This is a genomic window from Sinobaca sp. H24, assembly GCF_023845525.1.
The window spans coordinates 48,280-72,156 of record NZ_JALBWT010000022.1; the positions used below are offsets into that span (position 1 = coordinate 48,280).

Consider the following 23,877-nt stretch of genomic DNA (forward strand, 5'->3'; position numbering starts at 1 on the left):
ATGGCCGGAAGCGATGGAAACATTCGTAAAAGCGTCCACGGATTATTTTGCCAATCCCTCTTCCATGCACCAGCTTGGCCAGGATGCGGGGATGCTTCTTCATAAAGCAAGAGAGTCTGCTGCCGGCATGCTTGGAGTAGAAGGAGAAGAAATTGTCTTCACCTCAGGCGGAAGCGAATCCAATGCTCTGGCCGTACAAGGGACGATGTCCGCTCTTGCTTCCAGGGGGAGACATGCTATTACGACAGTGATGGAACACCCGTCTGTGTTGAAACAGTTTCAGCATTTAGAAAAGCAGGGGGCGAAGTGACATATCTACAGCCGGGACGTGACGGAAGGATTGACCCTTCTCAGGTGATGAAGGCGGTTCGTCCAGATACCGTGCTTGTATCGATCATAAGAGTACAAAATGAATTAGGAACCATACAGCCGGTAGAAGCAATTGGCAGGAAGCTTTCTGCTTTTCCAAAAGTATATTTCCATACAGATGATGTACAGGGAGCAGCAAAGCTTCCGATTGACCTGACCCACATCGATTTATACTCCCTGTCTGCCCACAAATTTCACGGGATCAGAGGCGCAGGTATTCTTGTGAAGAAAAAGCGGAAAAACCTCGTACCTCTCATTTCAGGAGGCAGCCAGGAAAACGGAATAAGAGCCGGAACGGAAAATGTTGCAGCGATTGCAGCGATGGTAAAAGCTCTCCGCCTAAGCCGGGATAAATACGAAGCATCGGGGGAAAGGCTGGCTGTGTTCAAACAGAAGATGATCCATCACTATGAGAAGATGGCAGGAGTGACAATAAACACTCCGGATAACGACAGTGCTCCTCACATTTTGAATATTTCTGTGGAACATACAAAACCGGAAGCAGTCGTGCAGGAGTTATCGAACCGGGGTATCTATATATCCTCGAAGTCGGCATGTTCATCTAAAGAAAAAAGTACCGAATCTATACTCGGGGCATGCGGATTTACAAAAGAACGTGCAGAAACAGCAATTCGGATCAGTTTAAGTACAGAAACAACAGAAGAAGATATAAAGAATCTGCTTGCTGCGTGCAGCACTATCTTTCCTTCTGTTCAACTAGTCGTAGGGGGAAAATAAATGATATTTGATCATATAATCGTACGGTATGGAGAGCTCGCTTTAAAGGGAGAAAATAGAGGCTTGTTTGAAAAGCAGCTGCTGCACAATATCCGTCAGGTATTAACCGTATTTCCGAATGTCAAAGCGAAAAGAACATACGGAAGAATTATTATTGAACTGAATGGAGAAGAGGGCACAGCCGTAGCAGAAAAAGTACGATTTGTCTTTGGCCTTTCTTCCCTGAGCCTGGCCGCGAAAGCAGAAAATAGTGTGGAATCGATACAAAGTACGGCTCTGGCCGTATTTAAAGCGTACGATGGACCAAAAGAGACGTTTAAAGTAAGCGCCAGAAGAGCATATAAAAATTTCCCCGTATCTTCCCAGAAAATAAACCCTGCCGTGGGCGGCTGGATTCTTGAACATACCGAGGGATCTCGGTCGACGTTCATCAGCCGCAGGTGGAATTAACTATTGATATCCGCGAGCAGGGAACCTATATAAGCTGTGGACGGATACCTGGAGCGAAAGGTCTGCCGGTAGGATCCGGCGGACGCGGTTTGTTAATGCTTTCAGGTGGTATTGACAGCCCGGTAGCCGGCTATCTTACGTTAAAGCGCGGGGTAACGATTGAAGCTCTCCATTTTCACAGCCCTCCCTATACAAGCCCCCAGGCTCTTCAAAAAGTAAAGGATGCGGCCGAAGTGCTGGCTTCCTATGGAGCAGATGTCAAGCTGCACATTGTGCCGTTCACCGATGTTCAAACAGGCATCAGAGACCATATTCATTCAAGCTATCAAATGACGGTAACAAGACGAATGATGCTTCGTATTGCTGAAAAAGTAGCCGGGAAAGAAAAAATTCAGGCGATCATCAATGGAGAAAGCATCGGTCAGGTGGCTTCCCAGACGATTGAAAGCATGTACACCATTAACGAAGTCACAACGATGCCTGTTATCCGCCCGCTTGCCGCCATGGATAAAGAGGAAGTAATGAAAATTGCCGAAACGATTGGTACTTATCCAATATCGATACGCCCGTATGAAGACTGCTGCACTATTTTTCTGCCAACAGATTCTGTCACGAAGCCAAATCGGGAAAAAACCGCCCGTTTTGAAAAAGTATTTGCATATGAACCTCTTGTAGAAAAAGCGGTTGAGCAGACGGAAACAACAATTATAAAGGCCTCGTCTTCACAGTACAGTGATATGGATGCACTTCTTTAATTATACGCAGGGAGGAATAAACAATGGGGACACTTTGGCACGGCGGGACAATCTACACAATGAAGAGGGAGAATGAAACAATAGAGGCGGTCTACACAGAAGAAGAAAATATCATCATGACCGGTTCGAAAGAAGAATTGGAAAAAAGGTATGCAGACCGTATAAAGCATGTAGAAAATCTGGAAGGAGCTGTTCTTTATCCCGGGTTTACAGATAGTCATCTTCATATGATCGGCCTTGGAGAAACGATGCTTACTATGGATTTGTCTACTTGTGAAACCGCTGAAGAAATGCAGGAGCTGATTGCAATTAAGGCGGGACGCCTGGAAGCGGGGGAATGGCTCATTGGAGAAGGCTGGAATGAAAACAAGTTTCCGGACCGCAAAATTTTTCACAGACAGGAGCTCGATCAGCTCGTCCCAGATAACCCGATGATTCTCACAAGAGTGTGCCGGCACGCGGCTCTTGCCAATACTCAAGCCCTGCAAAAAGCTTCCATTACTAAAGAAACGCCTGATCCGCCCGGTGGAATGATTGTAAAAGATAATGAAGGAATCCCTACCGGGTATCTGCTCGATCAGGCAGCCGATACGGTGAAGGAAGTCATGCCGCCCGTTACAAAAGAATACTTGGAAAAGCACTTACGCTTGCAGTAGACCGAATGCTTTCCATGGGTTTAACCGGAGGCCATACGGAAGATTTAAATTACTACAACAGCTTTAAAGAAACATATGAGACCTTTTACAAGGTGATTGGAGAGAAAAAGCTCTGAGAACGAATCTGCTTGTGCATCATGAAGTAGCCGAAGAACTGTTTGCAGAACAGCCGCCAACGCATCCGTTTGTCTCATTCGGGGCCGTGAAAATTTTCTCGGACGGTGCTCTCGGCGGCAGAACAGCCTGGCTGAAGCAGCCTTATAACGATGCGCCGGACACATCCGGCATGGCCATTCATCGGGAAAATGATTTTTTTGAGATTGTCAAACGAGCCCGGGAAGCCGGTAAAGAAGTAGCAGTCCATGCGATAGGAGACAGAGCATTGGAGCTGACGGTTACCGCTATGGAAAAATACCCGGTTTCTGACGGGAAAAGAGATCGTATCATTCATGTTCAAGTCGCAGATAAGCAGCTGGTTGATCGTCTGAAAAAGCTGTCTGTTATTTTGGATCTGCAGCCAAGCTTTGTCCTTTCAGATTTCCCATGGGTGGAAGAAAGGCTTGGATCGGCGAGAATGCCTTACTCTTTTGCATGGAAAACACTGCTCGATGCGGGTATTATCTGCGCTGGAGGATCAGATGCTCCTATTGAATCCGCAGACCGCTGGAAGGTATATTTGCAGCAGTGGCAAGGCGTCTGCCGGAAGAAAGTCATGCCGGTTATCTGCCGGAGCAGAAATTGTCTATGTTTGAAGCTGTAAGGCTTTATACTACAGGAAGTGCAGAGGCCGTCGGACGCGAGAACGAACTGGGCTCTATTGCTCCCGGCTATAAGGCTGACTTTACGGTGCTGGATCGGGATTTGTTTTCGATTCCGGTAAATGATGTCTTAAAGACAAAGGTAATTGGCACGATCGTAGGAGGAAGCTGGCAGTACAGAGCATAATGGAAAGAGACTGGAAATAACGAAATGGCTGTGAGAGAATAACAAAGAGGAGGGATAGCATGAATTTTAAAAGATGGATTGCGTTAGTCGTAGCAGCCATTGTAATTGTCGTTTCTATTGGGTTTCAGGCTGTTTCCTCACTTGCAAGCGCTAATTGGAGCGAATTTGCAGGAGGAGGAAGCCAGACCGGAGGAATGGAAGGAATTGAAGAGGAAGAGCTCCAGCCGGGAGACGGTTCCGGCAGCACGATTGCCGTACTGGATCTGCAGGGTGTGATTCAGGATACTGGAGAAGGTTCTTTGTTTGATGCAGGAGGGTACAATCATCAGGAGTTTTTGTATATGCTGGAACAGGCGGGAAGCTCTAATGATGTAGACGGAATCATCTTAAAGGTAAATACCCCCGGCGGCGGCGTAGTGGAAAGTGCGGAAATTCACGATGCGATTGTCAACGTTCAGGAGGAATACGATAAACCGGTGTATATTACGATGGGAAGCCAGGCAGCTTCCGGCGGTTATTACATAGCAGCTCCTGCTGACAAGATAGTCGCTCATCCTGCCACTATTACAGGATCAATAGGTGTTATCATGCAAAGCATCAATTATTCGGAACTGGCCGATAACATTGGAATTGAAGAAAATTCTATTACGAGCGGCGAATTCAAGGATATTATGTCCCCTGGAACCGAAATGTCCGAAGAAGATGAAGCTATCCTGCAATCCATAGTCGATGACATGTACGATGATTTTGTACAGGTTATTGCGGATGGACGAGGAATAGCTGAAGAAGAAGTGCGTGAAATCGGAGACGGACGTATTTATACTGGTGACCAGGCGCAGGAGATTGATCTTGTAGACGATCTTGGCACTATGGATGATACAGTAGCATTTATGGAAGAGGAACAGGATCTCGAAGGGGCTCGTGTCGTACAGTATGGAGCCAGTTTTTCTTTTAACTCATTTATAGGAGCCGGAGCGAGAAGCCTGTTTGTACGCGACGCAGAGCTGCTTGGTATAAAAGAACTTCTGACAACATCCAATTCTCCCCGGGCTATGTATTTATACACAGACTAGAGAGGAGGAACAGCAGTGGTTGATGAAAAAAACAGGGAAGAAAGAAACGAAGAGCCCGGCGAAGTAAAAGGTACGGAAGAGTATCCGGAGAATAGAGAAACACAAACTGAAACAGCAGGCGTTAGTACAAACCGTCCGCCGGAAGATTCTCCTGCCGTATCGGCAGAAGGAACGAAACCCATCCAGCGTTACGCCGGTTTTTGGATGAGATTCTGGGCTTATTCTGCAGATCTGGTGATCGTGTTTGCTGTGAATGGTATTCTGCTCAGCCCGCTGGCATTTTTAAATTCCGGCTCTGTAACGCTTTTGGAGTTCTTTACCTTACAGGGGCTGTTAAGCGGTCTTGTCATGTACTTGTACTTTTAATTATGACAAAGCTGACTGGACAGACGCTCGGAAAAATGATTTTCGGGCTCAAGGTCATACGTAAGACAGGCTGCCGCTTCGCTGGAGTGATCTGTTTTTCAGGGAAGTGGTCGGTCGTTTGATTCACCGGCTGCTCGTTTTTACCAATGTTTTATATCTGGTGGTAGCTTTTACGGACGAAAAGCAGGGAATTCATGATATTTTCTCTGATACAAGAGTTATTCACGCAGAGAAATAACAGCTTTTGTTTATTCCAATCGGATAACAGGGTACAGTATGAAATAAACAAAATAACAGGAGGAATTCCCATGGCTAATGTTACATTCAAAGGAAATCCAGTTACGCTTCGAGGTTCAGAGGTGAACGAAGGCGATCTGGCGCCGGATTTTACGGTTCTTGCTAATGACTTATCAGAGGTGAAAATGTCTGATTTTGAAGGCAAGGTGCGATTGATTAGTGTTGTGCCTTCTATTGATACAGGGACATGCGACAAGCAGACAAGACGTTTCAACGAAGAAGCGGCTGAACTGGATAATGTCGAGATACTAACGATCAGCAACGACCTGCCGTTTGCCCAGAAACGCTGGTGCGCGGCAGCTGGAATAGACAATATACAAGTAGTATCTGATCACCGCGATCTATCTTTCGGAGAAAGCTACGGCGTAGTCATTGATGAACTCCGTCTGCTGGCACGCTCCGTCTTCGTGGTCGACAGTGAAGGAGTAATCGCTTATAAGCAGGTAGTGCCTGAAGTATCCGAGCATCCCGATTATGAAGCGGCATTGAAGCATGCAAAGACTTTGATTTAATAATAAGTAAGCAGACGAAAAGCCTCTACAGCATTGTAGAGGCTTTTCATATGAAAAAAGAAAGATATTCTAGCTGTGGTTTTATAATGATCCGTAACGTGCGTATCATACTCTTCTGTGAGAGCAGTATTTTCATCATATTCCGGTGCTTCTTCAATAACAGAACGTGCCGCACGAATTTCTGCTATTTCATTAACAGGATCAAATTCTTTAAATTGTTCCACAGGTACTAACGTTTTGTTTTTGGAAAATAACCCCGCTGTATCGATTTCCACAAAGCGGATCTGCCAGGTGGAAGTATCAAAAACGATATCGGTTACTTTGCCGGCATCTTTTCCTCCGGCGGAAACGGAGTATCCTTTAATATCCTCGGTACTCTGCAGGAAATATTCTTCATTATCGTTCGTAGATTCGTTTGGCTCTGTTTCCATATCAGACTGTCCGGGCACAAGCGGACCTCCTACGGGAAGCATTGCTCCTCCGGCTCCTGCTGCAGGGGCATCCAATAGCTTCCCGCGTTGTAATGATCAGATAGTTTGGTTTCGTAGGAACGGGAAACCGGTTTATGATCTTCTGGTTTAGGACTGTTTTTAATTTGTTCTTTCGTCGCCTGCACGCCAACAAACTGTTCTGCGAAGTTTAAATTATTGATTAATTCGGGAGTGATCAATACCCGGCCTCCGGCGAGAAATGCCCTTGTGTCTGCGGCCATGTAACGAACTTCCAGTCCCCTGCTGAATCGAAATATACATCAGCTACAGAGCCGAAACGGTCATCCTCCGCGGAAATGGCAAATTCCCGGAACATTTTGTACGTAATAGCATAATTTTACCCCTCCATTAATTAAAAACATTTAGCCTGACTAATTTCCCTATTTCCATCAAACCGCCGGTTAAAACGTGTAATATTTTCCAAGCCCCACTTCTTCAAAGCTGGAGGATAGACTCCAGGTCTGATATACTATCAAACGTTGCGAAACAAAGGTGTAAAGCTTGAACTATGGGAGGAAAGAACATGACAGAACAGACAAATACGGAATCGTTATACGAATGGATAGATCAAATGGCCGGAGCCGTTCAAAAAAATATGGGCTTAACATATTTGGAAGCACTGGCTGAAGCGGGTGAGAACCTTCTGCAGCAGGACGTAGTGCAATCCCTTCCCGATGAAAAAAAGGAGCAGCTGCAGGAAAAACTAAAAACAGACCTGCCTCCTGAAATGAAACGTGAGGAATAAGAAAAGCTTTTCAGCTTGCTGTTATAAAAGGAATGAAAGAAAATGTGCAGCCGCACCATGCGATGACACCAGATGCAGTAGCTATGTTTATGGGATATCTGGCAGAAAAACTTACAGCCAAGAGAGAAGTAAAAACAGTGATGGATCCGGCCGTTGGGACTGCTAATCTTCTCACCGCGGTATTAAACCAGCTGAGCAGAGAAGTGGTAGCTTACGGAGCGGAAGTAGATGAAACGCTGCTGAATATTGCATACGTTCTCTCCAATCTACAGGAACATACGGTGGAATTGTTTCACCAGGACAGCATTGAAAAACTTCCAGAGGTTCCAGCAGATCTTATTGTGACCGATCTCCCGGTAGGCTATTATCCTAAACCGGAAGCAGCAGAGCCTTTCGATTGAATGTAACGGAGGGCCAGCCTTACGTTCATCATTTAATGATGAGAGCAGCCTTAAAGAATTAAAAGAAAACGGAACGCTGCTTTTGCTTGTACCTAATTTTATATTTGAGAGCGATCAGGCCGACGAGCTGCAGCGCGTGATCAAAAAATATGCATTTACTTTAGGACTGCTTCAGCTTCCCTCTTCTATGTTTAAAGATCAGCAGTTTGCCAAAAGCATCTGGATCATACAGAAAAGAGGCCCGAACGTCCGACAGCCGGGTCAGGCACTTCTTGCTGAAATGCCGTCATTTTCAAATCGGGAAGCAATGATTGAAATGATGAAAAGTATTGACAACTGGTTTAAGGAAGAAGGATTTCCTAATATACTGCGCTGGCAACCGCTTACAATTATGAGGTTCTATGCCTTGGTACAATAGGATTTTCTTGCTTTTTTTCTGACGGAATGTTTAAATAGAAAAGGTTTGAAAGAAAGAGAAAAAGGGGCGCTTTACATGCCGAAAATTATGGCAATCAATGCTGGAAGTTCATCGCTGAAGTTTCAGCTTCTTCATATGCCTGAAGAAAAAATTATCGCAAAAGGATTAGTCGAACGCATTGGTATGGACGGTACCGTTATGGCAGTTGAATTCGGAGAAGAGGAACATACCGTTCATCCTTCTATCGAAGACCACGCTGACGCTGTAAGAGAAATGCTTTCGTTTCTTACGGACAAGGAAGTTATTCAATCACTTGATGACATTAATGGAATAGGCCACCGGGTTGTGCATGGCGGGAGAAGTTCTCTGCTTCCGCTCTAATGACTGATGACATGATAGTGGAGATTGAAAAACTGAGTGAGCTGGCGCCGCTCCACAATCCGGCTAACATTATGGGAATTAAAGCGTTTAAGCAGGTGCTCCCTGATGTTCCTTCTGTAGCCGTATTTGATACAGCTTTCCATCAAACGATGGAAAAGGATAAGTATCTATATAGTATCCCTTACGAATATTATGAAGAATACGGTATTCGGAAATATGGTTTCCACGGCCTTCTCATCAGTATGTAGGAGAGAGAGCTGCGGCAATGCTTGGCAGAGACCAAAAAGATGTGAAAGTAATCTCCTGCCATATTGGAAATGGCGCAAGTATTGCAGCAATAAACGGAGGAGTATCCGTTGATACATCGATGGGTTTTACTCCTTTGGCTGGAGTAACAATGGGCACTCGTTCCGGTAACCTCGACCCTGCTCTTATTCCTATATTATGGAAAAGACAGGAAAAAGCGCAGAAGAAGTTATTCACGTATTGAACAAAGAGAGTGGTATGCTTGGCCTTAGCGGATTTTCCAGTGACCTTCGTGATATTGACGAAGCGGCAAAAGGTGGAAATGAACGTGCAGAAACAGCAATGAACGTTTTTGCTTCTCGTATCCATAAATACATCGGTGCTTATGCAGCAAGTATGAATGGAGTAGACGCTATTGTCTTTACAGCAGGCGTTGGCGAGAACAGTATAACTGTAAGAGAAAAGGTAAGCAAAGGTCTTGGTTTCATGGGCGTTCATTTTGACGAAGAGCGCAATAATACACGTGGAAAAGAAGCAGAAATCAGTGCAGAAGGTTCGCCTGTAAAATCTTTGTTATCCCAACAAATGAAGAAGTAATGATCGCAAGGGATGCTCTTGCATTCAGCGAGTAAAATCATCCGATATAAGCTGCACCTCATTGTCCGGTATATTCAACAATGAGGTGCAGCTTTTTTTGTAGAAAGGCAGGAAATAAAGGAAGGGAGGAGAAAGGTATATAGATACCATACAAAGGGGTGATCGTATTGATCTGTCGTAAAGATCTGCTGCTTTCTTCACCACAATTAGCCGCTAGATGCGATCCGGACAGCTTTTTTTTGAAACAACAGAGGAATTAAAGAAAACACCTATGGAATTAATCGGCCAAATCAGGCGCAGGAAGCGATGGAATTTGGTCTGCAGATGAAGCAGGAGGACTATCATATTTTCCTGGCCGGACCAGGTGGTACAGGAAGAACAACATTTGCCAGGTTAAAAACGGAACAGTCCGCAGTACAGGAAAATACCCCAAAAGATATTGTATATATACATAATTTTGATTCTCCCGATGCTCCTGCCTTCATCGAATTTCCAGCAGGAGAGGGAAGTCTATTTGCAGGCAATATAGAAGAGATGATGTATGAAATAAAGGAAGATTAACAAAGCGCTGACAGGCGACCGGTTTGAGCAGCAGAAAATAGATATGGCCCAGACACAGGAAAATGAGCTTCATGATAAGTGGCAGCAGCTTGAAAAAGAGCCCCGACCAGCAGTTTGCGCTGGACAAAAAGCAGCAGGGAGTAGTCGCGGTACCGCTGACGAAAGAAGGTGTACCGCATTCGGAAGAATCATTTGAGGAACTGGATGAAATAACAAACAGCAAATAATGGGGAAAAGCAAAATTCTTACAAAAGACGTTAACGCAACGTTGAGGCAGCAGCAGATCATGAGAAAATCTCTTAAAAAGAAATGGCAGGATGCAGAGGAACTCATGGTAGGCCAGTCGATTTATGGACCGCTTGAAGAAATGATAGAGGCCTATCGCGAGATACCAAAAGCAATATCTTATATCGAAAGTATACGTAAAGAAATAATAAAGAAATGGAAGATTCTTTTTCAGGAAACCAAGATAAGAACAGCCGTGTTATTCCCGCAGAATTTTCGGTGAATGTTCTGGTAAGCCGTAAAAGCGGCCGGGTGCTCCTGTGATTCATGAAACATACCCGTCCTATTCCAATCTGTTTGGAAAAATCGACCCCAAGCCAACGCTGCCATCTCTGGAAGCGGATGTCAGCATGCTCACAGGCGGAGCTCTTCATAGAGCAAACGGAGGTTATCTTATTCTAGAGGCAGCTGAGCTGCTTTCTCATCCATACTGCTGGCAGGCTCTAAAGCAGATGCTGCGCTCCGGTCTGCTGCGTATGGAAGCTCTGGCCAATGAAGCGGCAGGGGGATTCCGCAGTCCTTTGAAACCGGAACCGCTTCCGGTAGACATAAAAGTAATATTAATAGGAACGTTTTCTCAGTTTGATTACCTTTTTCAAATAGATGAGGTCTTTCGAAAGCTGTTTCGTGTCAAAGTGGAGTTTGAAACGAGCATGGAGCGGACATTTTCAGCACATAGAGGAGTATGCCGCATTTATTGCTTATATATGCCGTCGCAATCAGCTGCTGCACGTGCATAAACAGGCATTAGCGAAAATTATTGATTACAGCACGAGGCTGGTTAATGATAAAGAAAGCTTTCCGCCCGTTTTCATCTTATTACAGAGGTATTAATGGAGGCTGATTACTGGGCTCGTAAGATAAAGCAGCTTTTATTGAAGCCGGACATGTGAGACTGGCCGTAATAAAAACAAGCCGTACGAATCAATGGAAAAAGCGATGCAGGACACAATAGACGATGGAACGATCATGATATCCACCGAAGGATCAGCAATCGGCCAGATTAATGCGCTGGTTGTTTCAAAAAGAGGAGATATGTCATTCGGCCTGCCGACAAGGGTTTCTGCAAGAACGTATGTCGGAGAAAATGGAATTGTTAATATCGACAGGGAATCTTTTTTAACAGGACCGATCCATACAAAAGGCCTTCATATTTCTCCGGTTACCTTCAGGCGGAGTTTGCCCAGGATGATCCGCTGCCGCTGGCGGCAAGCATCACTTTTGAACAGTCTTATAATATGGTGGATGGAGACAGTGCCTCGAGTACAGAGTTATATGCGCTGCTGTCTTCTCTGGCGGAAATTCCGCTAGACAGGATGTTGCGGTGACAGGCTCAGTTAATCAATTTGGTGATGTGCAGCCGATCGGAGGCGTGAATGAAAAAGTGGAGGGTTTCTATTCCGTTTGTAAACGAAGAGGCCTGACCGGAAGCCAGGGAGTTATTATTCCGAAGCTAAACAGCACAAACCTGATGCTTCGCAACGAGATTTTGGAAGCAGTGGAGCAGGGGATGTTTCATATTTGGGCCGTGTCCTCCATAAAAGAGGGAATGGAAGTACTGACTGGCGTACCTGGAGGAGAAAGAACGTCAGCTGGCGTATATGAAAAGCAAAGTGTATTCGGCATGGTGCAGGAGCGGATTACAGCTATGGTGAATAAAATGAAAAAAATAGAAGGAGAGCAGTAGAAAACGGAGCGGTGCTTCTTTTTATAATAAAAAATACGTATTTATGCATATTGTTTTATAAAATAGAGAGCTGCATAGTCTGGGGATGTACAGAAATCCCTTATTTGAAAAGAAATAAACTGCTTTTTAAATCGGTTGTAAAAAAGTATAAATAAATTTTTATGCTTTTTTATGAATAAGTGTTGCAAAAGCGAATAGAACTTGTTAAAGTAATAAATAGCAAAGGGCGCCGCTGAGAGCGCACCGAAATAAGAGGATAAAACCTCTTATATTTTTTGCAGAAGAATGTATAAAAATAATAAAGTCAGTATGAATATTCAATCACACATGGATAAGAGTTATATAAATGGAGGGAAAGAGAATGGCAAAGAAGAAAGTAGTACTAGCATATTCCGGAGGACTTGATACATCAGTAGCGATTCAGTGGCTGAAAGATAACGGCTATGATGTTATCGCAGTAGGATTGGACGTAGGAGAGGGCAAGGATCTTCAGTTTGTAAAAGATAAAGCGTTAAAGGTCGGTGCAATTGAATCAATCAGCATCGACGCGAAGAAAGAATTTGCGGAAGACTTTGTACTTCCCGCCATGCAGGCACACGCTATGTATGAGTTAAAATATCCGCTCGTTTCCGCTTTATCAAGACCGCTTATTTCCAAAAAGCTTGTTGAAATTGCAGAAGAATACAATGCCGATGCGGTCGCACACGGCTGTACTGGAAAAGGAAATGACCAGGTGAGATTTGAAGTTTCCATTCAGGCGTTAAACCCAAATCTGGAAGTTATTGCTCCGGTAAGAGATTGGGGATGGTCCAGAGATGAAGAAATCGACTATGCTAAGCAGCATAACATCCCTGTACCTGTAGATCTTGATAACCCCTACTCTGTAGACCAGAACCTATGGGGAAGAAGCAACGAGTGCGGAATCCTCGAAGATCCATGGGCTACACCACCGGAAGGTGCTTACGATTTAACAACACCGCTCGATAAACACCGGACGAAGCGGACATTATTGAAATTGAATTCAAACAGGGTAAGCCGGTAGCTATTGATGGCAAAGCCTATGAGCTTGATGAGCTTATTCTTCACTTAAATGATGTAGCAGGTAAACATGGCGTTGGCAGAATTGACCACGTGGAAAACAGAATGGTCGGCATTAAATCCAGAGAAATCTATGAGTGTCCTGGCGCAACGACGCTTTTGACTGCTCATAAAGAGCTTGAAGATATTACGCTTCCTAAAGAGGTAGCACACTTCAAGCCTGTAATAGAGAAGAAAATTGCGGAGCTTATTTATGAAGGTCTCTGGTTCTCCCAGCTTAGAACAGCACTTCTGGCTTTCCTCGAAGAAACGCAGACAAGTGTTACCGGACTGGTAAGAGTTAAGCTGTTTAAAGGACACGCTATTGTAGAAGGAAGAAAATCCGACTTGTCCCTTTATAACGAAAATCTTGCCACTTACTCTACCGGCGACGAATTTGACCATAGTGCAGCGGTTGGATTTATCAGTCTTTGGGGTCTTCCTACAAAAGTTCACAGCCAGGTCAACAAGAACGGCGTGAAGGGTGTTAAAGTATGACAAAGCTTTGGAGCGGAAGATTTACTAAATCAGCAGAAGAATGGGTGGATGCCTTTGGGGCATCCATCTCTTTTGATAAAGAACTGGTAGAAGAAGATATTGAAGGAAGCCTGGCACACGTGGAGATGCTGAATAAAACCAGTATTCTAACAGATGAAGAAACCGAGACGATAAAAAAAGGCCTTCATACTGTAAGGGAAAAGGCGAGAGCCGGAGAGCTGGAGACAGCGTTCAAAATGAGGACATTCATTTAAATATAGAAAAATTTCTTACCGATGAAATCGGTCCGCTCGGCGGAAAGCTCCATACGGGAAGAAGCCGAAATGATCAAGTGGCTACCGACATGCACTTGTATTTAAATAGGCAGACTAAGGAATAATAAAAAGCATTAAAAACATGCAGACAGCGCTCGTCACCCAGGCAGAAGCCCATGTAGAAACGATTATTCCCGGTTATACGCATCTTCAGAGAGCGCAGCCGATATCTTTGCCCATCATCTGATGGCTTATTTCTGGATGCTTCAGCGTGATGCAGATCGCTTTGAAGATAGTTTTGAAACGTGTGAATCAATCTCCACTTGGAGCCGGTGCACTTGCGGGAACCACGTTTCCGATTGATCGTCACTATTCAGCTGAACTGCTTGCTTCGATGGGATTTATGAAAACAGCCTCGATGCCGTAAGTGATCGTGATTTTAATTGATTTATGAGCGCCTCTGCCATGAGCATTATGCATTTATCCAGACTCGCAGAAGAGATGATTCTCTGGTCGAGCCAGGAGTTCCGCTTTGTGGAGCTCGATGATGCATTTGCTACTGGAAGCAGTATTATGCCGCAGAAGAAAAATCCGGATATGGCTGAATTAATCAGAGGAAAAACAGGCAGAGTCTATGGAAATTTATTTCTATGCTTACCCTGCTGAAGGGTCTTCCGCTTGCCTACAATAAGGACATGCAGGAAGATAAAGAAGGTATGTTTGATACGGTGCATACGATAAAAGGATCATTAAATATTTTTACCGGGATGATTGAATCAATGACGGTTAATACAGAAGTCATGAACAAAGAAACTCATTCCGATTTTTCAAATGCGACGGAATTAGCGGATTACCTCGCAACAAAAGGAATGCCGTTCCGCGAAGCCCATGAAGTAGTTGGGAAACTGGTGCTGACCTGCATTCAGCAGAACATCTTCCTATTGGATCTGTCTTTGCAAGAGATAAAGCAGCCAGCTCCCTATTTGAAGAAGATATCTACGAAGTATTAAAACCATCCACTGTCGTTTCTAGAAGAAACAGCGCAGGAGGCACAGGGTTTGACCAGGTTCGTCACGCTATTGGTCTTGCTAAGGGTAAACTAAAGGAATAGTAATATACAGCAAAGACTTCACCGGCAGGGTGAAGGTCTTTTTTTAGGCTGTTGAAAACGAAAAAAAATACGTATTTCAATACAAAAGTATTTACAGGGATCGCTTTCCACAGACCATACCTCAGCTAAAGAAGAAAAAGAGGATCTTTATTTTCACCGATGGCTGTTCTTCTGGAGTCTCTTCCTGTTTCTTTTTTATTCTATTTCTTTCCAATAGATTGCATAAATCTACTAAACAAAGCGTTTTCTGGATACATTAAGAGATGTTTAGACAGATGCTTTTCCGTATTCACCTCTACTATTATCATATATTTAAAATAAATCCGATTCTTCGATTCTACGCCTGAACCTGATCCTGAGGTTCGCAGTCCGTACGATGAGAACATCGCATTTGCCTGTCTGGCATAGCTTCGGATACACTGCCAATAAATATTCGTTCTACAGCATTTAAGCCTGTAGCTCCTGTAATAATCAGATCCGTTTTTGTTTTTCTGGCGATATCTTTTGGTATTTTTACTTTTGGGGAGCCGAAATCGAGAACAGTCGTTACATTGGTTAATCCTGCTCCTTTGGCTTCTTCGGCATATTTGTCGAGAAGGTCCTGCCCGTATCCTTCCGCTCTGGCGACAACCGCTCTGTCGTAATGTTCTACAGTGGCGAAAGTCCGTGTATCGATAATATGAGCAATTGTTAATGCTGCCTGGTATTCGTCCGCAAGCTCCATTGCTTTCTTAAATGCTGTTTTTGCCTCCTGCGAGCCGTCTACGGCTACTAGTATATGCTTATATTTGCCCATGGTCATCCTCCTTTTAAAGAGTGTACGACTGCCTCATACTTACAGTATATCACAAGGATGTAAGCGCTGAACATGAGCGCAATATTTTTACGGAAGACATAAAGCATAGTATGATAATGAAGGATTGTTAAATATAAGAGATACATAGAATGATCGTGTTACGAGGAGGATTAATCATGCGTCATGCACTAGTTACAGCAGGATCAAAAGGACTGGGACGGAAAGTAACAGACATGCTGATAGAACGCGGATATGCTGTTACAGTGAGCTACAGAAACGATTCACAAGCAGTAGAAAAATTAAAGTCAGATTGGGCAGAAGCAGAGGATCGGCTGTTATGTATAAAGGCAGATATTACAAAACCTGCAGATATTAAGCAGCTCGTTCAAAAAGCCAAAGAAAAATTGGAAGGCTGGATCTGCTGATCAATAATGCGGGTCCGTATATTTTTGAACCAAAAAAGCTGATGGATTATACACCGGAAGAATGGCATGAAATGATAGAAGGGAACTTAAGCTCGATGTTCTACCTGCTTCAGGAGACAGTGCCTATTATGAGAGAGCAGCACTACGGCAGAGTGATAGCCTACGGATTTCAGGGCGCGGGTTCTGCACCCGCCTGGCCTTACCGCTCTGCTTATGCTGCAGCCAAATCAGGTCTTGCTTCGTTAGTGAAAACGGTAGCGGTGGAAGAGGCGGAAAATGGGATAACGGTAAATATGGTGTGCCCGGGCGTCGTAACATCAGATTACAAAGAAGCGCGAATAGAAGACGCAAGGCCGGTGAAGGATACAAGCATTCCAGTAGGGCGTCCGAGTACCGGCGAAGATATAGCCCGCACTATTTTATTTTTATGTGAAGAAGATTCCGACATGATTACCGGGACGATTATGGAAGTAACCGGAGGGGTGGACGTATTACATAAGCGCAGGTAGCTTTTGTTTAAAATCAGCGGAAGAAAGGTATACGGAAAAAGAGAAACAAATCGAGTGAAATCAAAAGGAGTGTTAGCATTGAAGGTAACCTATCATGGACATTCAGTAGTGAAAATTCAGACGAACGGCAAAACGATTCTAATTGATCCTTTTATAACGGGTAATGATTTAACAGATCTGGAAGCAGAAAAAGTAGAAGCAGATGTTATTCTGCTGACACATGGGCACAACGACCATCTCGGCGATACAGAAGATATTGCAAGAAGAAGTGATGCATTGGTTATAGCACCATTTGAGCTGGCTACTTACTTAGGCTGGAAAGGCCTCAATACCCATCCGATGCATATCGGAGGAGCCTATACGTTTGGGGAAAGTGAAATTCACGCAGGCTTTTCACGGTTCTGCGTTTATGGATGAAGAAACACAAACGATCACGTAATGGGAATGCCGGCCGGGATTCTTTTTGAAGCAGAAGGAAAAACGATTTATCATATGGGAGATACCGGATTATTTTCAGATATGAAAATGATAGGAGAACGAAACAATATGACCTTCTATTCGTCCCTATTGGTGACAATTTCACGATGGGTCCGGAAGATGCGAAGCAGGCAGTCGAATGGATAGGACCGAAGTTCACCGTGCCGATTCATTACAATACGATGCCGCCGATTAAGCAGGACCCGGAAGCATTTATTTCTTCCATTTCGCCGGCTGAAGGCGCGGCGTGGAGCGCAGGCGAAGGCACCGACTTATAAAAGCAGAAAAGATAGAGCTGTTTTCCGGAAACGGGAGGCAGCTTTTTTGTGCTGTATGACTCTATCTGTGTTAATAGCATCTAAAAAGACAGCCTGCTGTTTTATATAAATAACAGTAGAAACGCCTGTTGGAAAGAGGTTAGTTGAATTGTATATAACAGAAACGTATAATAAGAGTAATACAGTTTGAAGCGGCAAAGAAAAAGTGTACAGATTTGGGAGAAGAGGAGGCGTGAATATGACAACAAAGCATGAACAGATTCTTCACCATATTACGGATCTGGATGTAGGGGAGAAAATATCGGTACGCCGAATAGCGAAAACACTGGAAGTAAGTGAAGGTACCGCCTATCGTGCGATAAAAGAAGCGGAAAACCAGGGACTTGTCAGTACGATTGAACGTGTTGGAACGATACGAATTGAAAAAAAACAAAAAGAAAACATAGAAAAACTTACTTATGCGGAGGTAGTCAACATTGTAGACGGCCAGGTACTGGGAGGACGAAACGGTCTGCATAAAACACTCAACCGGTTTGTAATCGGAGCTATGAAGCTTGAAGCCATGATGAGGTATGTGGAAGCTGGAAACCTGCTGATCGTAGGAAACCGCTACCAGGTACATAAGCTGGCTCTGGAAGCAGGCGCAGCTGTGTTAATTACAGGCGGATTTGATACGAATGAAAATGTTATTTCGCTTGCCGATGAGCTGGGACTTCCAGTAATTACAACAAGCTATGATACGTTTACTGTCGCAACAATGATTAACCGTGCTATTTATGATCAGTTAATTAAAAAGAAATTGCCATTGTTGATGATATTCTGATCCTCTTCAAGATACGTACTATATGACGACAGACAACACGGTGGATAAATGGCATGAAATGAAATGGACGTACCGGTCACAGCCGCTATCCTGTCATTAGGAAGATATGAAAGTACAGGGAATGGTCGCTGCTAAAGACGTTCTGGGAGCGCAGATGAGCACGTCGATTGAAAAGGTTATGACTAAATCTCCTATTACGGTAAACGAGCGGACAAGTATGCTGTCGCTCATGTTATGGTGTGGGAAGGAATTGAGCTGCTGCCGGTTATTGATGACCACCGTCATCTTCTGGGAGTCATCAGCCGTCAGGACGTGCTGAAAGCTCTGCAGATGGTCCAAAGACAGCCTCATGTTGGAGAAAACGATTGAAGATCTAGTAACAAGCCGTTTTCATGAAACCGAGCCTGGGTCGGAATATGTCTACAAGTGCGAGCTCAGTCCACAGATGACCAATCATCTGGGGGATGCTTACGGGTGCTGACAAACGCTCGTTACGGAAACGGGAAGCCGCCTGCTTAAGCAGTATAAGCGCGGCGATATATCTGTTGAAAATATTACGATATATTTTTATTAAGCCTGTTCAAATTGAAAGTACGATCGATTTAAAAGGGAAAATGCTGGATGTTGGAAGGAAAAACGGAAAAATTGATGTAGAGCTTTATCATAAAGGAGCCATCGTTGGAAAGGCATTAATAATGGCTCAGCTGCTCGACCGCTAGAGCATAAAAAAGGCAGCCGGTTCCTCGGGTAGGACGGCAGCCTGAAATAATGACGAAGAGTGAAATAGTCAGGAGGGCTCTCGTTGGTTGCGCTCCTTTTCTACTTCTTCAGCGGCATACGGTTTTGTACAGCTTATAGGCGCGCATTCCTAGCAGAATATTTGCAGCGCCAAGCAGCGTAAAAATACTTCCAATAATGATATCCACCAGACCCCGATTCGTAAACAAAAGCAGCAGTCCTACGGAAGCAAGAGCTGTGCCGAGACTGATATTTGCTTTTGTCTGCGCCAGCGTTTCAGGCCGGGAGAAGTGGCGCGGAACGCTTTTACTTTTTGAAAAAGATAAAAAACAACAGAAACGAACAATAAGTATGATAAAAAGCTGGGACAAATAAATCTCTCCTTCTAAGCAGATTCATTGTACCTTTTATAAAGACGCCGCAATACTCATAACGCAACAATAGAGAGGAAGAAGAAAATGAACAGTATCATGCAGGAACTATACGAAACAATTAAACAATATGAGGAAATAGTTATATTAAGGCATGAAAAGCCGGACCCGGATGCTCTTGGCTCGCAGGGAGGGCTTGCTGCCTTAATTAAACATAATGAGCCGGCAAAGCATGTGGTTATACAGGGAGAGATGAGCCTGGATTATCCTTTTTAGTGTCGATGAGTGAAGAAGCAGCTGGATCACCTGAAAATGCTTTATATCTAATCTGCGAACAGCAAAAAAGAGCGAATTGATGGATCCGGCTGGGAAAAAGCCGCTCAAATGGCAAAAATTGACCATCATCCTGAAGTAGACGTGTATGGGGAACCATCCTGGGTGGATACGAAGTCAAGCTCGACCTGTGAAATGTTGATGTCATTTGCCCTGTGGCTGAAAGCGGAAAAAGACTGGGAAATCCCTGCGGAAGCGGCAAGGCTCTTTTACGCCGGCATAATAGGGGATACTGGACGTTTCCAGCATTCAAATACCACACCCAAAACGCTGCAGATGGCGGCAGAAGCATTGAAATATCCGATTGACCCGGCTTCTCTCTTTGCCGGTTTCTACAGCAGTGACGAAAAGCTGGTCCGCCTAAAAGGCCGGGTATTATCTGATTTTGAACTATCTTCAAACGGTGTAGGAGTAATGTATTTAACACAGGAGCTGCTGCAGAAGTATAACGTTACGATAAACGGCTCCTCGGCTATGATGAATGTGTTCGCTGAAGTGGAAGGTATTAAAGCCTGGGTCTTTTTCGTAGAGAACGAAGATGGCAGCTACCGGGTAAGACTCCGCTCCAAAAAGGTAGTCATTAATGAATTAGCAGCCCGTCATAACGGAGGCGGTCATCCTAACGCTTCCGGGGCTAAAGCGGAAGACCTGGCAGAAACAAAAACAATTATTGAAGAACTCAACAGTCTCTGCCGCGAGTAACAGTAAGAAACTCCAATAAACTGCTTTTTGTTAATCCAGCCGCCTATTATAAGGCGGCTTTATTCAAAATGTATGACTTGTTTTTGGAAAAAAAGCTGGGCATACTAAAGAAAAGTACGGCACTGGAGGAAGGAGGAAAATATGAAGGAAGTAAGGCTTCACATACATAGCGAGTACAGCCTGCTTTACAGCACTGCCCGGATCAATAAGCTGGTGGAAACGGCACAAAATCAACAGATAGAAGCGTTGGGACTAACAGATACGAATACGATGTTTGGAGCTGTGCCCTTTTATAATGCCTGCATAGAGGCGGGAATCAAGCCTGTCATAGGTTTAGAGCTTACGGTGAAAGGGGTTCATCAGAATGCTTTCTGTCTTTCTTTATATGCCGAAAATGATAAAGGCTATCAGGAGCTGATGCGCCTGTCCTCGGAAAGCCAGCGCATTTCCCTGTCCCTAGATGATATAGCCGGCAGAACAGAGCATCTATTTGCTGTGCTTCCATGGGAAGAAAGTGAAGCGGCGTACTGGCTTAGACTCAAAGAAAAAGACTGGGCCAGGGATACGCTGGAAAAATATAAACAAACCATAGCAGCGGGAAGGTTATACCTGGAATGGCCGGAAGAAGAAGGAACAGCCGGGCTGGAAGAATGGAAGGAAGAAGCGCGTGCCTTCGATCTTCCACTGACAGCAGGAAATAACATCCGAATGGCGGATCGTAAAGAATATAAAGCGTTATTGGCGCTTCATGCTGTGAAACAAGGTATACCTGTCCGTGAAATGAATCAGAAGGAAATTCCTGAGCATGCTCTTACTTCTTATAAACAAGAATCGGAAACCCAGAAGGAGGCTGCAGCGAATGCTGTCCAAATAGTGGAAGCCTGTTCGGTAACTATGCAGCCTTCGGTTCCTTCTCTTCCTTCTTTTCCCCTTCGCCACACAAACAGCTCTGCCGAAGAACTGAACTATCTATGCAGAGAAGGGATGAAAAAGCGGTTTGGTTCCCCGTCAGTGGAGGCGGAGGAGCGCCTTGCTTATGAATTGAACATAATAGAAAACACCGGATTTGCCGATTATTTTCTTATTGTTCAGGACTTCATACATTTTGCAAGAAACAGCGGTATTGCTGTAGGACCGGGCAGAGGCTCGGCAGCGGGTTCCCTGGCAGCTTATGTGCTTGAAATCACAGATGTTGACCCGCTGTACCACGAGCTTTTGTTTGAACGGTTTTTAAATCCGGACCGGGTCAGTTTCCCGGATATAGATATTGATTTTCAAGACGATCGGCGAGATGAAGTAATACGATACGCAGCTGAAAAGTATGGAACCGCACACGTTGCACAGATTGGAACATTCGGAACGTTTGGAGCAAGAGCAGCTATCCGCGATATTGGAAGAATTCTGGAGAGCCCGCAGGCTCTTATCGAGAAGCTGGCAGGCTATATTCCGGCTCAGCCGGGAAAGCAGACGACGATAGCGGAAGTACTCCGCAGTAATACAGAAATGAAAGAATTTATTATCAGAGAAAAGGCAGCCGGTGCGGTTGTGAAGCTTGCAGCTCAGATCGAAGGCATGCCCCGGCACACTTCCGTGCACGCGGCAGGAGTTATAATCAGCAAGCATGAGTTAACAGACCATGTACCGCTTCTGTATAAAGAAGATGCTGTACCTGTTACACAGTATCCGATGGGGGTTCTGGAAGCACAGGGATTAACGAAAATTGATTTCCTCGGTCTCAGAAATCTTTCGATGCTTCAACGGATGGAAGAATTGATAAAACGAAAAAATCATCGTTTTTCGCTGCGGAACCTTCCGCTTGATAATGATGCTGCATTTGCCCTTCTGGCTGAAGGGAATACAGATGGAGTATTTCAGCTGGAGTCCGACGGAATGAAAAAAGCCCTGAAACAGATTCATCCCGACCGCTTTGAAGACATTACGGCAGTAAATGCATTGTACCGGCCGGGTCCAATGGAGTTTATTCCAAATTATGCGGCGCGTAAACATGGCAGCGAACAAACAGAATTCCCGCATCCGGATTTACAACCTATTCTTGGCTCCACATACGGAGTTATTGTATATCAAGAACAAATTATGCAGATCGCTGCATTGATGGCAGGCTACACCTATGGCCAGGCTGACCTGCTCCGGCGGGCGGTAAGCAAAAAGAAAAGAGAAGTACTGGAAGAAGAAAGGGAAGCCTTTACGGCAGGAGCCGTGCAGAAAGGATATACGAAAGAAACCGCCTCAAAGGTGTACGATACGATAGTCCGTTTTGCTGATTACGGTTTTAACAAAAGCCATGCGGTAGCCTACAGCGTAATTTCCTATCAGCTGGCTTACATTAAAGCGAACGAGCCGTCTGTTTTTTATACTGTGCTGCTTGCACTGCATGTGCATAAAAAAACAAACTTGGACAGTATAAAAGAGCGGCAGAAAAAAGTGGAATATCTTTTCTGCCCCCTTCTATTAATAAAAGCTATTCTACGTTTAAACTGGAGCAGGAAAAGATTCTTTTTGGATTTAATATGATCAAACAGGTTGGAAATAAAGCGGTGTATTCGTTGATAGAAGAAAGAAAAAAAGGACCGTTTACGGATTTGATCGACTTCTGCATGCGCGTGAGCATAAAAGAGTTCGGACGTACCGGCCTGGAAATGCTCATTAAGTCAGGATCCTGCGATGAATGGAAGAAAGACCGTGCAGTTCTGCTTGCTTCGATGGATCGTGCAATGGAATTTGCGGAATTTCAAAAAGAACTCGGCGGCCTGGTGGAAGCCGGAGATGACGATTTTCGCTATGTGGACGCCGAGCCTTATACAACAAAGGAAGCCTATGAAGCGGAAAAAGAAGCAACCGGTCTTTATTTAAGCGGACATCCGCTGGATGAATATACCCATTTCCTTCCTTCCTTTCATCCCGAGGAACTGGGAATGATTACAGAAGGCAAAAAGAAAATGTGGGCTGCCGGCATTGAAGAAGAATGCCGGGAAATTCGTACGAAAAAAGGTGAAAAAATGGCTTTTCTTACCATCACGGATGGTGATGCTTCGGCAGAGGTAGTGATTTTTCCTTTTGTCTACCGGAAAGTAAGACCCCTGATCGAACAAAAAGTCCCTATGCTTATTCAAGGAAGATCGGAAGCGAAAGGACGCAGCCTGCAGATTATTGCCGAAGCTGTTTTGAGCCTGCCTGAGCTTAACGAGCAAAGCCGGTCCATGCTTTGGTTGAAAATAGATGACCGCCTGGAAAAATCCGGTGTAATCACACAGGTGAAAAAAATAGTGAACCGCTTTCCAGGTTCCGTTCCGGTGAACGTTTTTTATGAACGAACAAGAGAAACCGTCCAGCTCGGAAATCATTTGAAAGCGTCACCGGATCCCCAGTTTATGAAAGAAATGGAAAAGTGCATTCCTAAAGAATTTATTGTCTTTAAGCCTTCTGAATGATGAACTACTCTGCTTCATCTGTTATAATAAAAGAAGTTTTGCAAGTTATCGAAAAACTTGCTC

The 23,877-nt window shown here is 44.5% G+C and carries 24 protein-coding genes and 9 pseudogenes; 29 read left to right on the forward strand and 4 right to left on the reverse strand.

Annotated elements, in window-relative coordinates:
• The first annotated feature begins 13 nt into the window (after positions 1-13).
• The 9 genes and pseudogenes from MMY81_RS22270 (at position 14) to tpx (ending at position 6,161) form a co-directional block, all read left to right on the forward strand.
• Positions 14-1,107, forward strand: a pseudogene (locus MMY81_RS22270) (cysteine desulfurase family protein).
• Entirely contained in the window at positions 1,108-1,557 is a 450-nt protein-coding gene (locus MMY81_RS34455; RefSeq protein ID WP_308215442.1) for a THUMP domain-containing protein, read from the forward strand. It abuts the pseudogene before it with no gap.
• The gene (locus tag MMY81_RS34460) at positions 1,548-2,312 is read left to right on the forward strand and encodes a tRNA sulfurtransferase (protein WP_308215443.1); all 765 of its coding nucleotides are present in this window, start codon (positions 1,548-1,550) and stop codon (positions 2,310-2,312) included. The genes MMY81_RS34455 and MMY81_RS34460 overlap by 10 nt, the downstream gene beginning before the upstream one ends.
• A gap of 23 nt (positions 2,313-2,335) precedes the next feature.
• Positions 2,336-2,968 carry an amidohydrolase family protein gene (locus MMY81_RS34465; RefSeq protein ID WP_308215444.1) on the forward strand — a complete coding sequence of 211 codons (633 nt, stop codon included), beginning with the start codon at positions 2,336-2,338 and terminating at the stop codon, positions 2,966-2,968.
• Positions 2,969-3,170: 202 nt separating this feature from the next.
• Positions 3,171-3,913 (forward strand): annotated as a pseudogene (locus tag MMY81_RS34470) (amidohydrolase).
• Positions 3,914-3,972: 59 nt separating this feature from the next.
• On the forward strand, positions 3,973-4,986 hold the full coding sequence (sppA, locus tag MMY81_RS22285) for a signal peptide peptidase SppA (protein ID WP_252314590.1): 1,014 nt from the start codon (positions 3,973-3,975) through the stop codon (positions 4,984-4,986).
• A 15-nt stretch (positions 4,987-5,001) separates the two neighbouring features.
• Positions 5,002-5,352: an RDD family protein gene (locus tag MMY81_RS22290; protein WP_252314591.1), complete on the forward strand. Its 351-nt coding sequence runs from the start codon at positions 5,002-5,004 to the stop codon at positions 5,350-5,352.
• A gap of 2 nt (positions 5,353-5,354) precedes the next feature.
• Complete coding sequence (locus MMY81_RS22295) at positions 5,355-5,474, forward strand: RDD family protein (RefSeq protein WP_252314592.1); 120 nt, start codon at positions 5,355-5,357, stop codon at positions 5,472-5,474.
• Between the two features lie 186 nt (positions 5,475-5,660).
• Positions 5,661-6,161 (forward strand): thiol peroxidase, encoded by a 501-nt coding sequence (tpx, locus tag MMY81_RS22300; protein ID WP_252314593.1) that lies wholly within the window; start codon positions 5,661-5,663, stop codon positions 6,159-6,161.
• On the opposite strand, the gene MMY81_RS22305 is transcribed toward tpx, so the two are convergent.
• Entirely contained in the window at positions 6,158-6,634 is a 477-nt protein-coding gene (locus MMY81_RS22305; protein WP_252314594.1) for a PRC-barrel domain-containing protein, read from the reverse strand. The genes tpx and MMY81_RS22305 overlap by 4 nt on opposite strands.
• A complete protein-coding gene (locus tag MMY81_RS22310; protein WP_252314595.1) occupies positions 6,622-6,873 on the reverse strand; it encodes a hypothetical protein in 252 nt (83 codons plus the stop codon). The genes MMY81_RS22305 and MMY81_RS22310 overlap by 13 nt, the downstream gene beginning before the upstream one ends.
• Positions 6,874-7,175: 302 nt before the next feature.
• On the opposite strand from MMY81_RS22310, the gene MMY81_RS22315 reads away from it, so the two are divergent.
• The 13 genes and pseudogenes from MMY81_RS22315 to argH all read left to right on the forward strand — a co-directional run bounded on the left by MMY81_RS22315 (position 7,176) and on the right by argH (position 14,913).
• Entirely contained in the window at positions 7,176-7,397 is a 222-nt protein-coding gene (locus tag MMY81_RS22315; protein ID WP_252314596.1) for a class I SAM-dependent methyltransferase, read from the forward strand.
• A 32-nt stretch (positions 7,398-7,429) separates the two neighbouring features.
• A complete protein-coding gene (locus MMY81_RS22320) occupies positions 7,430-7,798 on the forward strand; it encodes an N-6 DNA methylase (RefSeq protein ID WP_252314597.1) in 369 nt (122 codons plus the stop codon).
• A gap of 82 nt (positions 7,799-7,880) precedes the next feature.
• Positions 7,881-8,216, forward strand: coding sequence for a class I SAM-dependent methyltransferase (locus MMY81_RS22325; protein ID WP_252314598.1), 336 nt, complete (start codon positions 7,881-7,883; stop codon positions 8,214-8,216).
• Positions 8,217-8,291: 75 nt separating this feature from the next.
• Positions 8,292-9,475 (forward strand): annotated as a pseudogene (locus tag MMY81_RS22330) (acetate/propionate family kinase).
• Positions 9,476-9,746: 271 nt separating this feature from the next.
• Positions 9,747-10,001, forward strand: a complete 255-nt coding sequence (locus MMY81_RS22335) for a Lon-like protease helical domain-containing protein (protein ID WP_252314599.1) — start codon at positions 9,747-9,749, stop codon at positions 9,999-10,001.
• Positions 10,002-10,072: 71 nt separating this feature from the next.
• The gene (locus MMY81_RS22340; protein WP_252314600.1) at positions 10,073-10,228 is read left to right on the forward strand and encodes a hypothetical protein; all 156 of its coding nucleotides are present in this window, start codon (positions 10,073-10,075) and stop codon (positions 10,226-10,228) included.
• A 59-nt stretch (positions 10,229-10,287) separates the two neighbouring features.
• Complete coding sequence (locus MMY81_RS22345; RefSeq protein WP_308215445.1) at positions 10,288-10,509, forward strand: hypothetical protein; 222 nt, start codon at positions 10,288-10,290, stop codon at positions 10,507-10,509.
• A 37-nt stretch (positions 10,510-10,546) separates the two neighbouring features.
• Positions 10,547-11,026, forward strand: coding sequence for an ATP-binding protein (locus MMY81_RS22350; RefSeq protein WP_252314602.1), 480 nt, complete (start codon positions 10,547-10,549; stop codon positions 11,024-11,026).
• A gap of 60 nt (positions 11,027-11,086) precedes the next feature.
• Positions 11,087-11,179, forward strand: a pseudogene (locus MMY81_RS35650) (Lon-insertion domain-containing protein); the annotation flags it as partial.
• Positions 11,180-11,213: 34 nt separating this feature from the next.
• On the forward strand, positions 11,214-11,597 hold the full coding sequence (locus MMY81_RS22355) for a hypothetical protein (protein ID WP_252314603.1): 384 nt from the start codon (positions 11,214-11,216) through the stop codon (positions 11,595-11,597).
• A gap of 13 nt (positions 11,598-11,610) precedes the next feature.
• Positions 11,611-11,973 carry a hypothetical protein gene (locus MMY81_RS22360; RefSeq protein WP_252314604.1) on the forward strand — a complete coding sequence of 121 codons (363 nt, stop codon included), beginning with the start codon at positions 11,611-11,613 and terminating at the stop codon, positions 11,971-11,973.
• Positions 11,974-12,334: 361 nt separating this feature from the next.
• Positions 12,335-13,548, forward strand: a pseudogene (locus MMY81_RS22365) (argininosuccinate synthase).
• Positions 13,545-14,913 (forward strand): annotated as a pseudogene (gene argH, locus MMY81_RS22370) (argininosuccinate lyase). Before MMY81_RS22365 ends, argH begins: the two co-directional pseudogenes overlap by 4 nt.
• Before the next feature lie 337 nt (positions 14,914-15,250).
• On the opposite strand, the gene MMY81_RS22375 reads toward argH, so the two are convergent.
• Positions 15,251-15,709 carry a universal stress protein gene (locus tag MMY81_RS22375; RefSeq protein WP_308215446.1) on the reverse strand — a complete coding sequence of 153 codons (459 nt, stop codon included), beginning with the start codon at positions 15,707-15,709 and terminating at the stop codon, positions 15,251-15,253.
• A gap of 176 nt (positions 15,710-15,885) precedes the next feature.
• On the opposite strand from MMY81_RS22375, the pseudogene MMY81_RS22380 reads away from it, so the two are divergent.
• The 3 pseudogenes from MMY81_RS22380 (at position 15,886) to MMY81_RS22390 (ending at position 18,940) form a co-directional block, all read left to right on the forward strand.
• A pseudogene (locus MMY81_RS22380) lies at positions 15,886-16,643 on the forward strand (SDR family oxidoreductase).
• Between the two features lie 78 nt (positions 16,644-16,721).
• Positions 16,722-17,398: pseudogene (locus MMY81_RS22385) on the forward strand (metal-dependent hydrolase).
• Positions 17,399-17,636: 238 nt separating this feature from the next.
• Positions 17,637-18,940 (forward strand): annotated as a pseudogene (locus MMY81_RS22390) (DRTGG domain-containing protein).
• A 108-nt stretch (positions 18,941-19,048) separates the two neighbouring features.
• Here the strand turns inward: MMY81_RS22390 and MMY81_RS22395 are convergent.
• On the reverse strand, positions 19,049-19,330 hold the full coding sequence (locus MMY81_RS22395; RefSeq protein WP_252314605.1) for a YtpI family protein: 282 nt from the start codon (positions 19,328-19,330) through the stop codon (positions 19,049-19,051).
• 87 nt (positions 19,331-19,417) lie between these two features.
• On the opposite strand from MMY81_RS22395, the gene MMY81_RS22400 reads away from it, so the two are divergent.
• The 4 genes from MMY81_RS22400 (at position 19,418) to MMY81_RS22415 (ending at position 23,814) form a co-directional block, all read left to right on the forward strand.
• Entirely contained in the window at positions 19,418-19,606 is a 189-nt protein-coding gene (locus MMY81_RS22400) for a DHH family phosphoesterase (protein WP_252314606.1), read from the forward strand.
• 108 nt (positions 19,607-19,714) lie between these two features.
• Complete coding sequence (locus MMY81_RS22405) at positions 19,715-20,365, forward strand: DHH family phosphoesterase (RefSeq protein WP_252314607.1); 651 nt, start codon at positions 19,715-19,717, stop codon at positions 20,363-20,365.
• A 141-nt stretch (positions 20,366-20,506) separates the two neighbouring features.
• Entirely contained in the window at positions 20,507-22,897 is a 2,391-nt protein-coding gene (locus tag MMY81_RS22410) for a DNA polymerase III subunit alpha (RefSeq protein ID WP_252314608.1), read from the forward strand.
• Complete coding sequence (locus MMY81_RS22415) at positions 22,861-23,814, forward strand: helix-hairpin-helix domain-containing protein (protein WP_252314615.1); 954 nt, start codon at positions 22,861-22,863, stop codon at positions 23,812-23,814. The genes MMY81_RS22410 and MMY81_RS22415 overlap by 37 nt, the downstream gene beginning before the upstream one ends.
• Positions 23,815-23,877 lie beyond the last annotated feature (63 nt).

Bases quoted from the DNA above. Each gene is read 5' to 3' on its own strand.
- MMY81_RS22320 (WP_252314597.1), top strand. From the start codon at position 7,430: ATGAAAGAAAATGTGCAGCCGCACCATGCGATGACACCAGATGCAGTA.
- MMY81_RS22335 (WP_252314599.1), top strand. From the start codon at position 9,747: ATGGAATTTGGTCTGCAGATGAAGCAGGAGGACTATCATATTTTCCTG.
- sppA (WP_252314590.1), top strand. From the start codon at position 3,973: ATGAATTTTAAAAGATGGATTGCGTTAGTCGTAGCAGCCATTGTAATT.
- MMY81_RS22405 (WP_252314607.1), top strand. From the start codon at position 19,715: ATGGCAAAAATTGACCATCATCCTGAAGTAGACGTGTATGGGGAACCA.
- MMY81_RS22310 (WP_252314595.1), bottom strand. From the start codon at position 6,873: ATGGCCGCAGACACAAGGGCATTTCTCGCCGGAGGCCGGGTATTGATC.
- MMY81_RS34465 (WP_308215444.1), top strand. From the start codon at position 2,336: ATGGGGACACTTTGGCACGGCGGGACAATCTACACAATGAAGAGGGAG.
- MMY81_RS22315 (WP_252314596.1), top strand. From the start codon at position 7,176: ATGACAGAACAGACAAATACGGAATCGTTATACGAATGGATAGATCAA.
- MMY81_RS22305 (WP_252314594.1), bottom strand. From the start codon at position 6,634: ATGCTTCCCGTAGGAGGTCCGCTTGTGCCCGGACAGTCTGATATGGAA.
- MMY81_RS22345 (WP_308215445.1), top strand. From the start codon at position 10,288: ATGAGAAAATCTCTTAAAAAGAAATGGCAGGATGCAGAGGAACTCATG.
- tpx (WP_252314593.1), top strand. From the start codon at position 5,661: ATGGCTAATGTTACATTCAAAGGAAATCCAGTTACGCTTCGAGGTTCA.
- MMY81_RS34455 (WP_308215442.1), top strand. From the start codon at position 1,108: ATGATATTTGATCATATAATCGTACGGTATGGAGAGCTCGCTTTAAAG.
- MMY81_RS22375 (WP_308215446.1), bottom strand. From the start codon at position 15,709: ATGGGCAAATATAAGCATATACTAGTAGCCGTAGACGGCTCGCAGGAG.
- MMY81_RS22340 (WP_252314600.1), top strand. From the start codon at position 10,073: ATGATAAGTGGCAGCAGCTTGAAAAAGAGCCCCGACCAGCAGTTTGCG.
- MMY81_RS22355 (WP_252314603.1), top strand. From the start codon at position 11,214: ATGGAAAAAGCGATGCAGGACACAATAGACGATGGAACGATCATGATA.
- MMY81_RS22295 (WP_252314592.1), top strand. From the start codon at position 5,355: ATGACAAAGCTGACTGGACAGACGCTCGGAAAAATGATTTTCGGGCTC.
- MMY81_RS22410 (WP_252314608.1), top strand. From the start codon at position 20,507: ATGAAGGAAGTAAGGCTTCACATACATAGCGAGTACAGCCTGCTTTAC.
- MMY81_RS22400 (WP_252314606.1), top strand. From the start codon at position 19,418: ATGAACAGTATCATGCAGGAACTATACGAAACAATTAAACAATATGAG.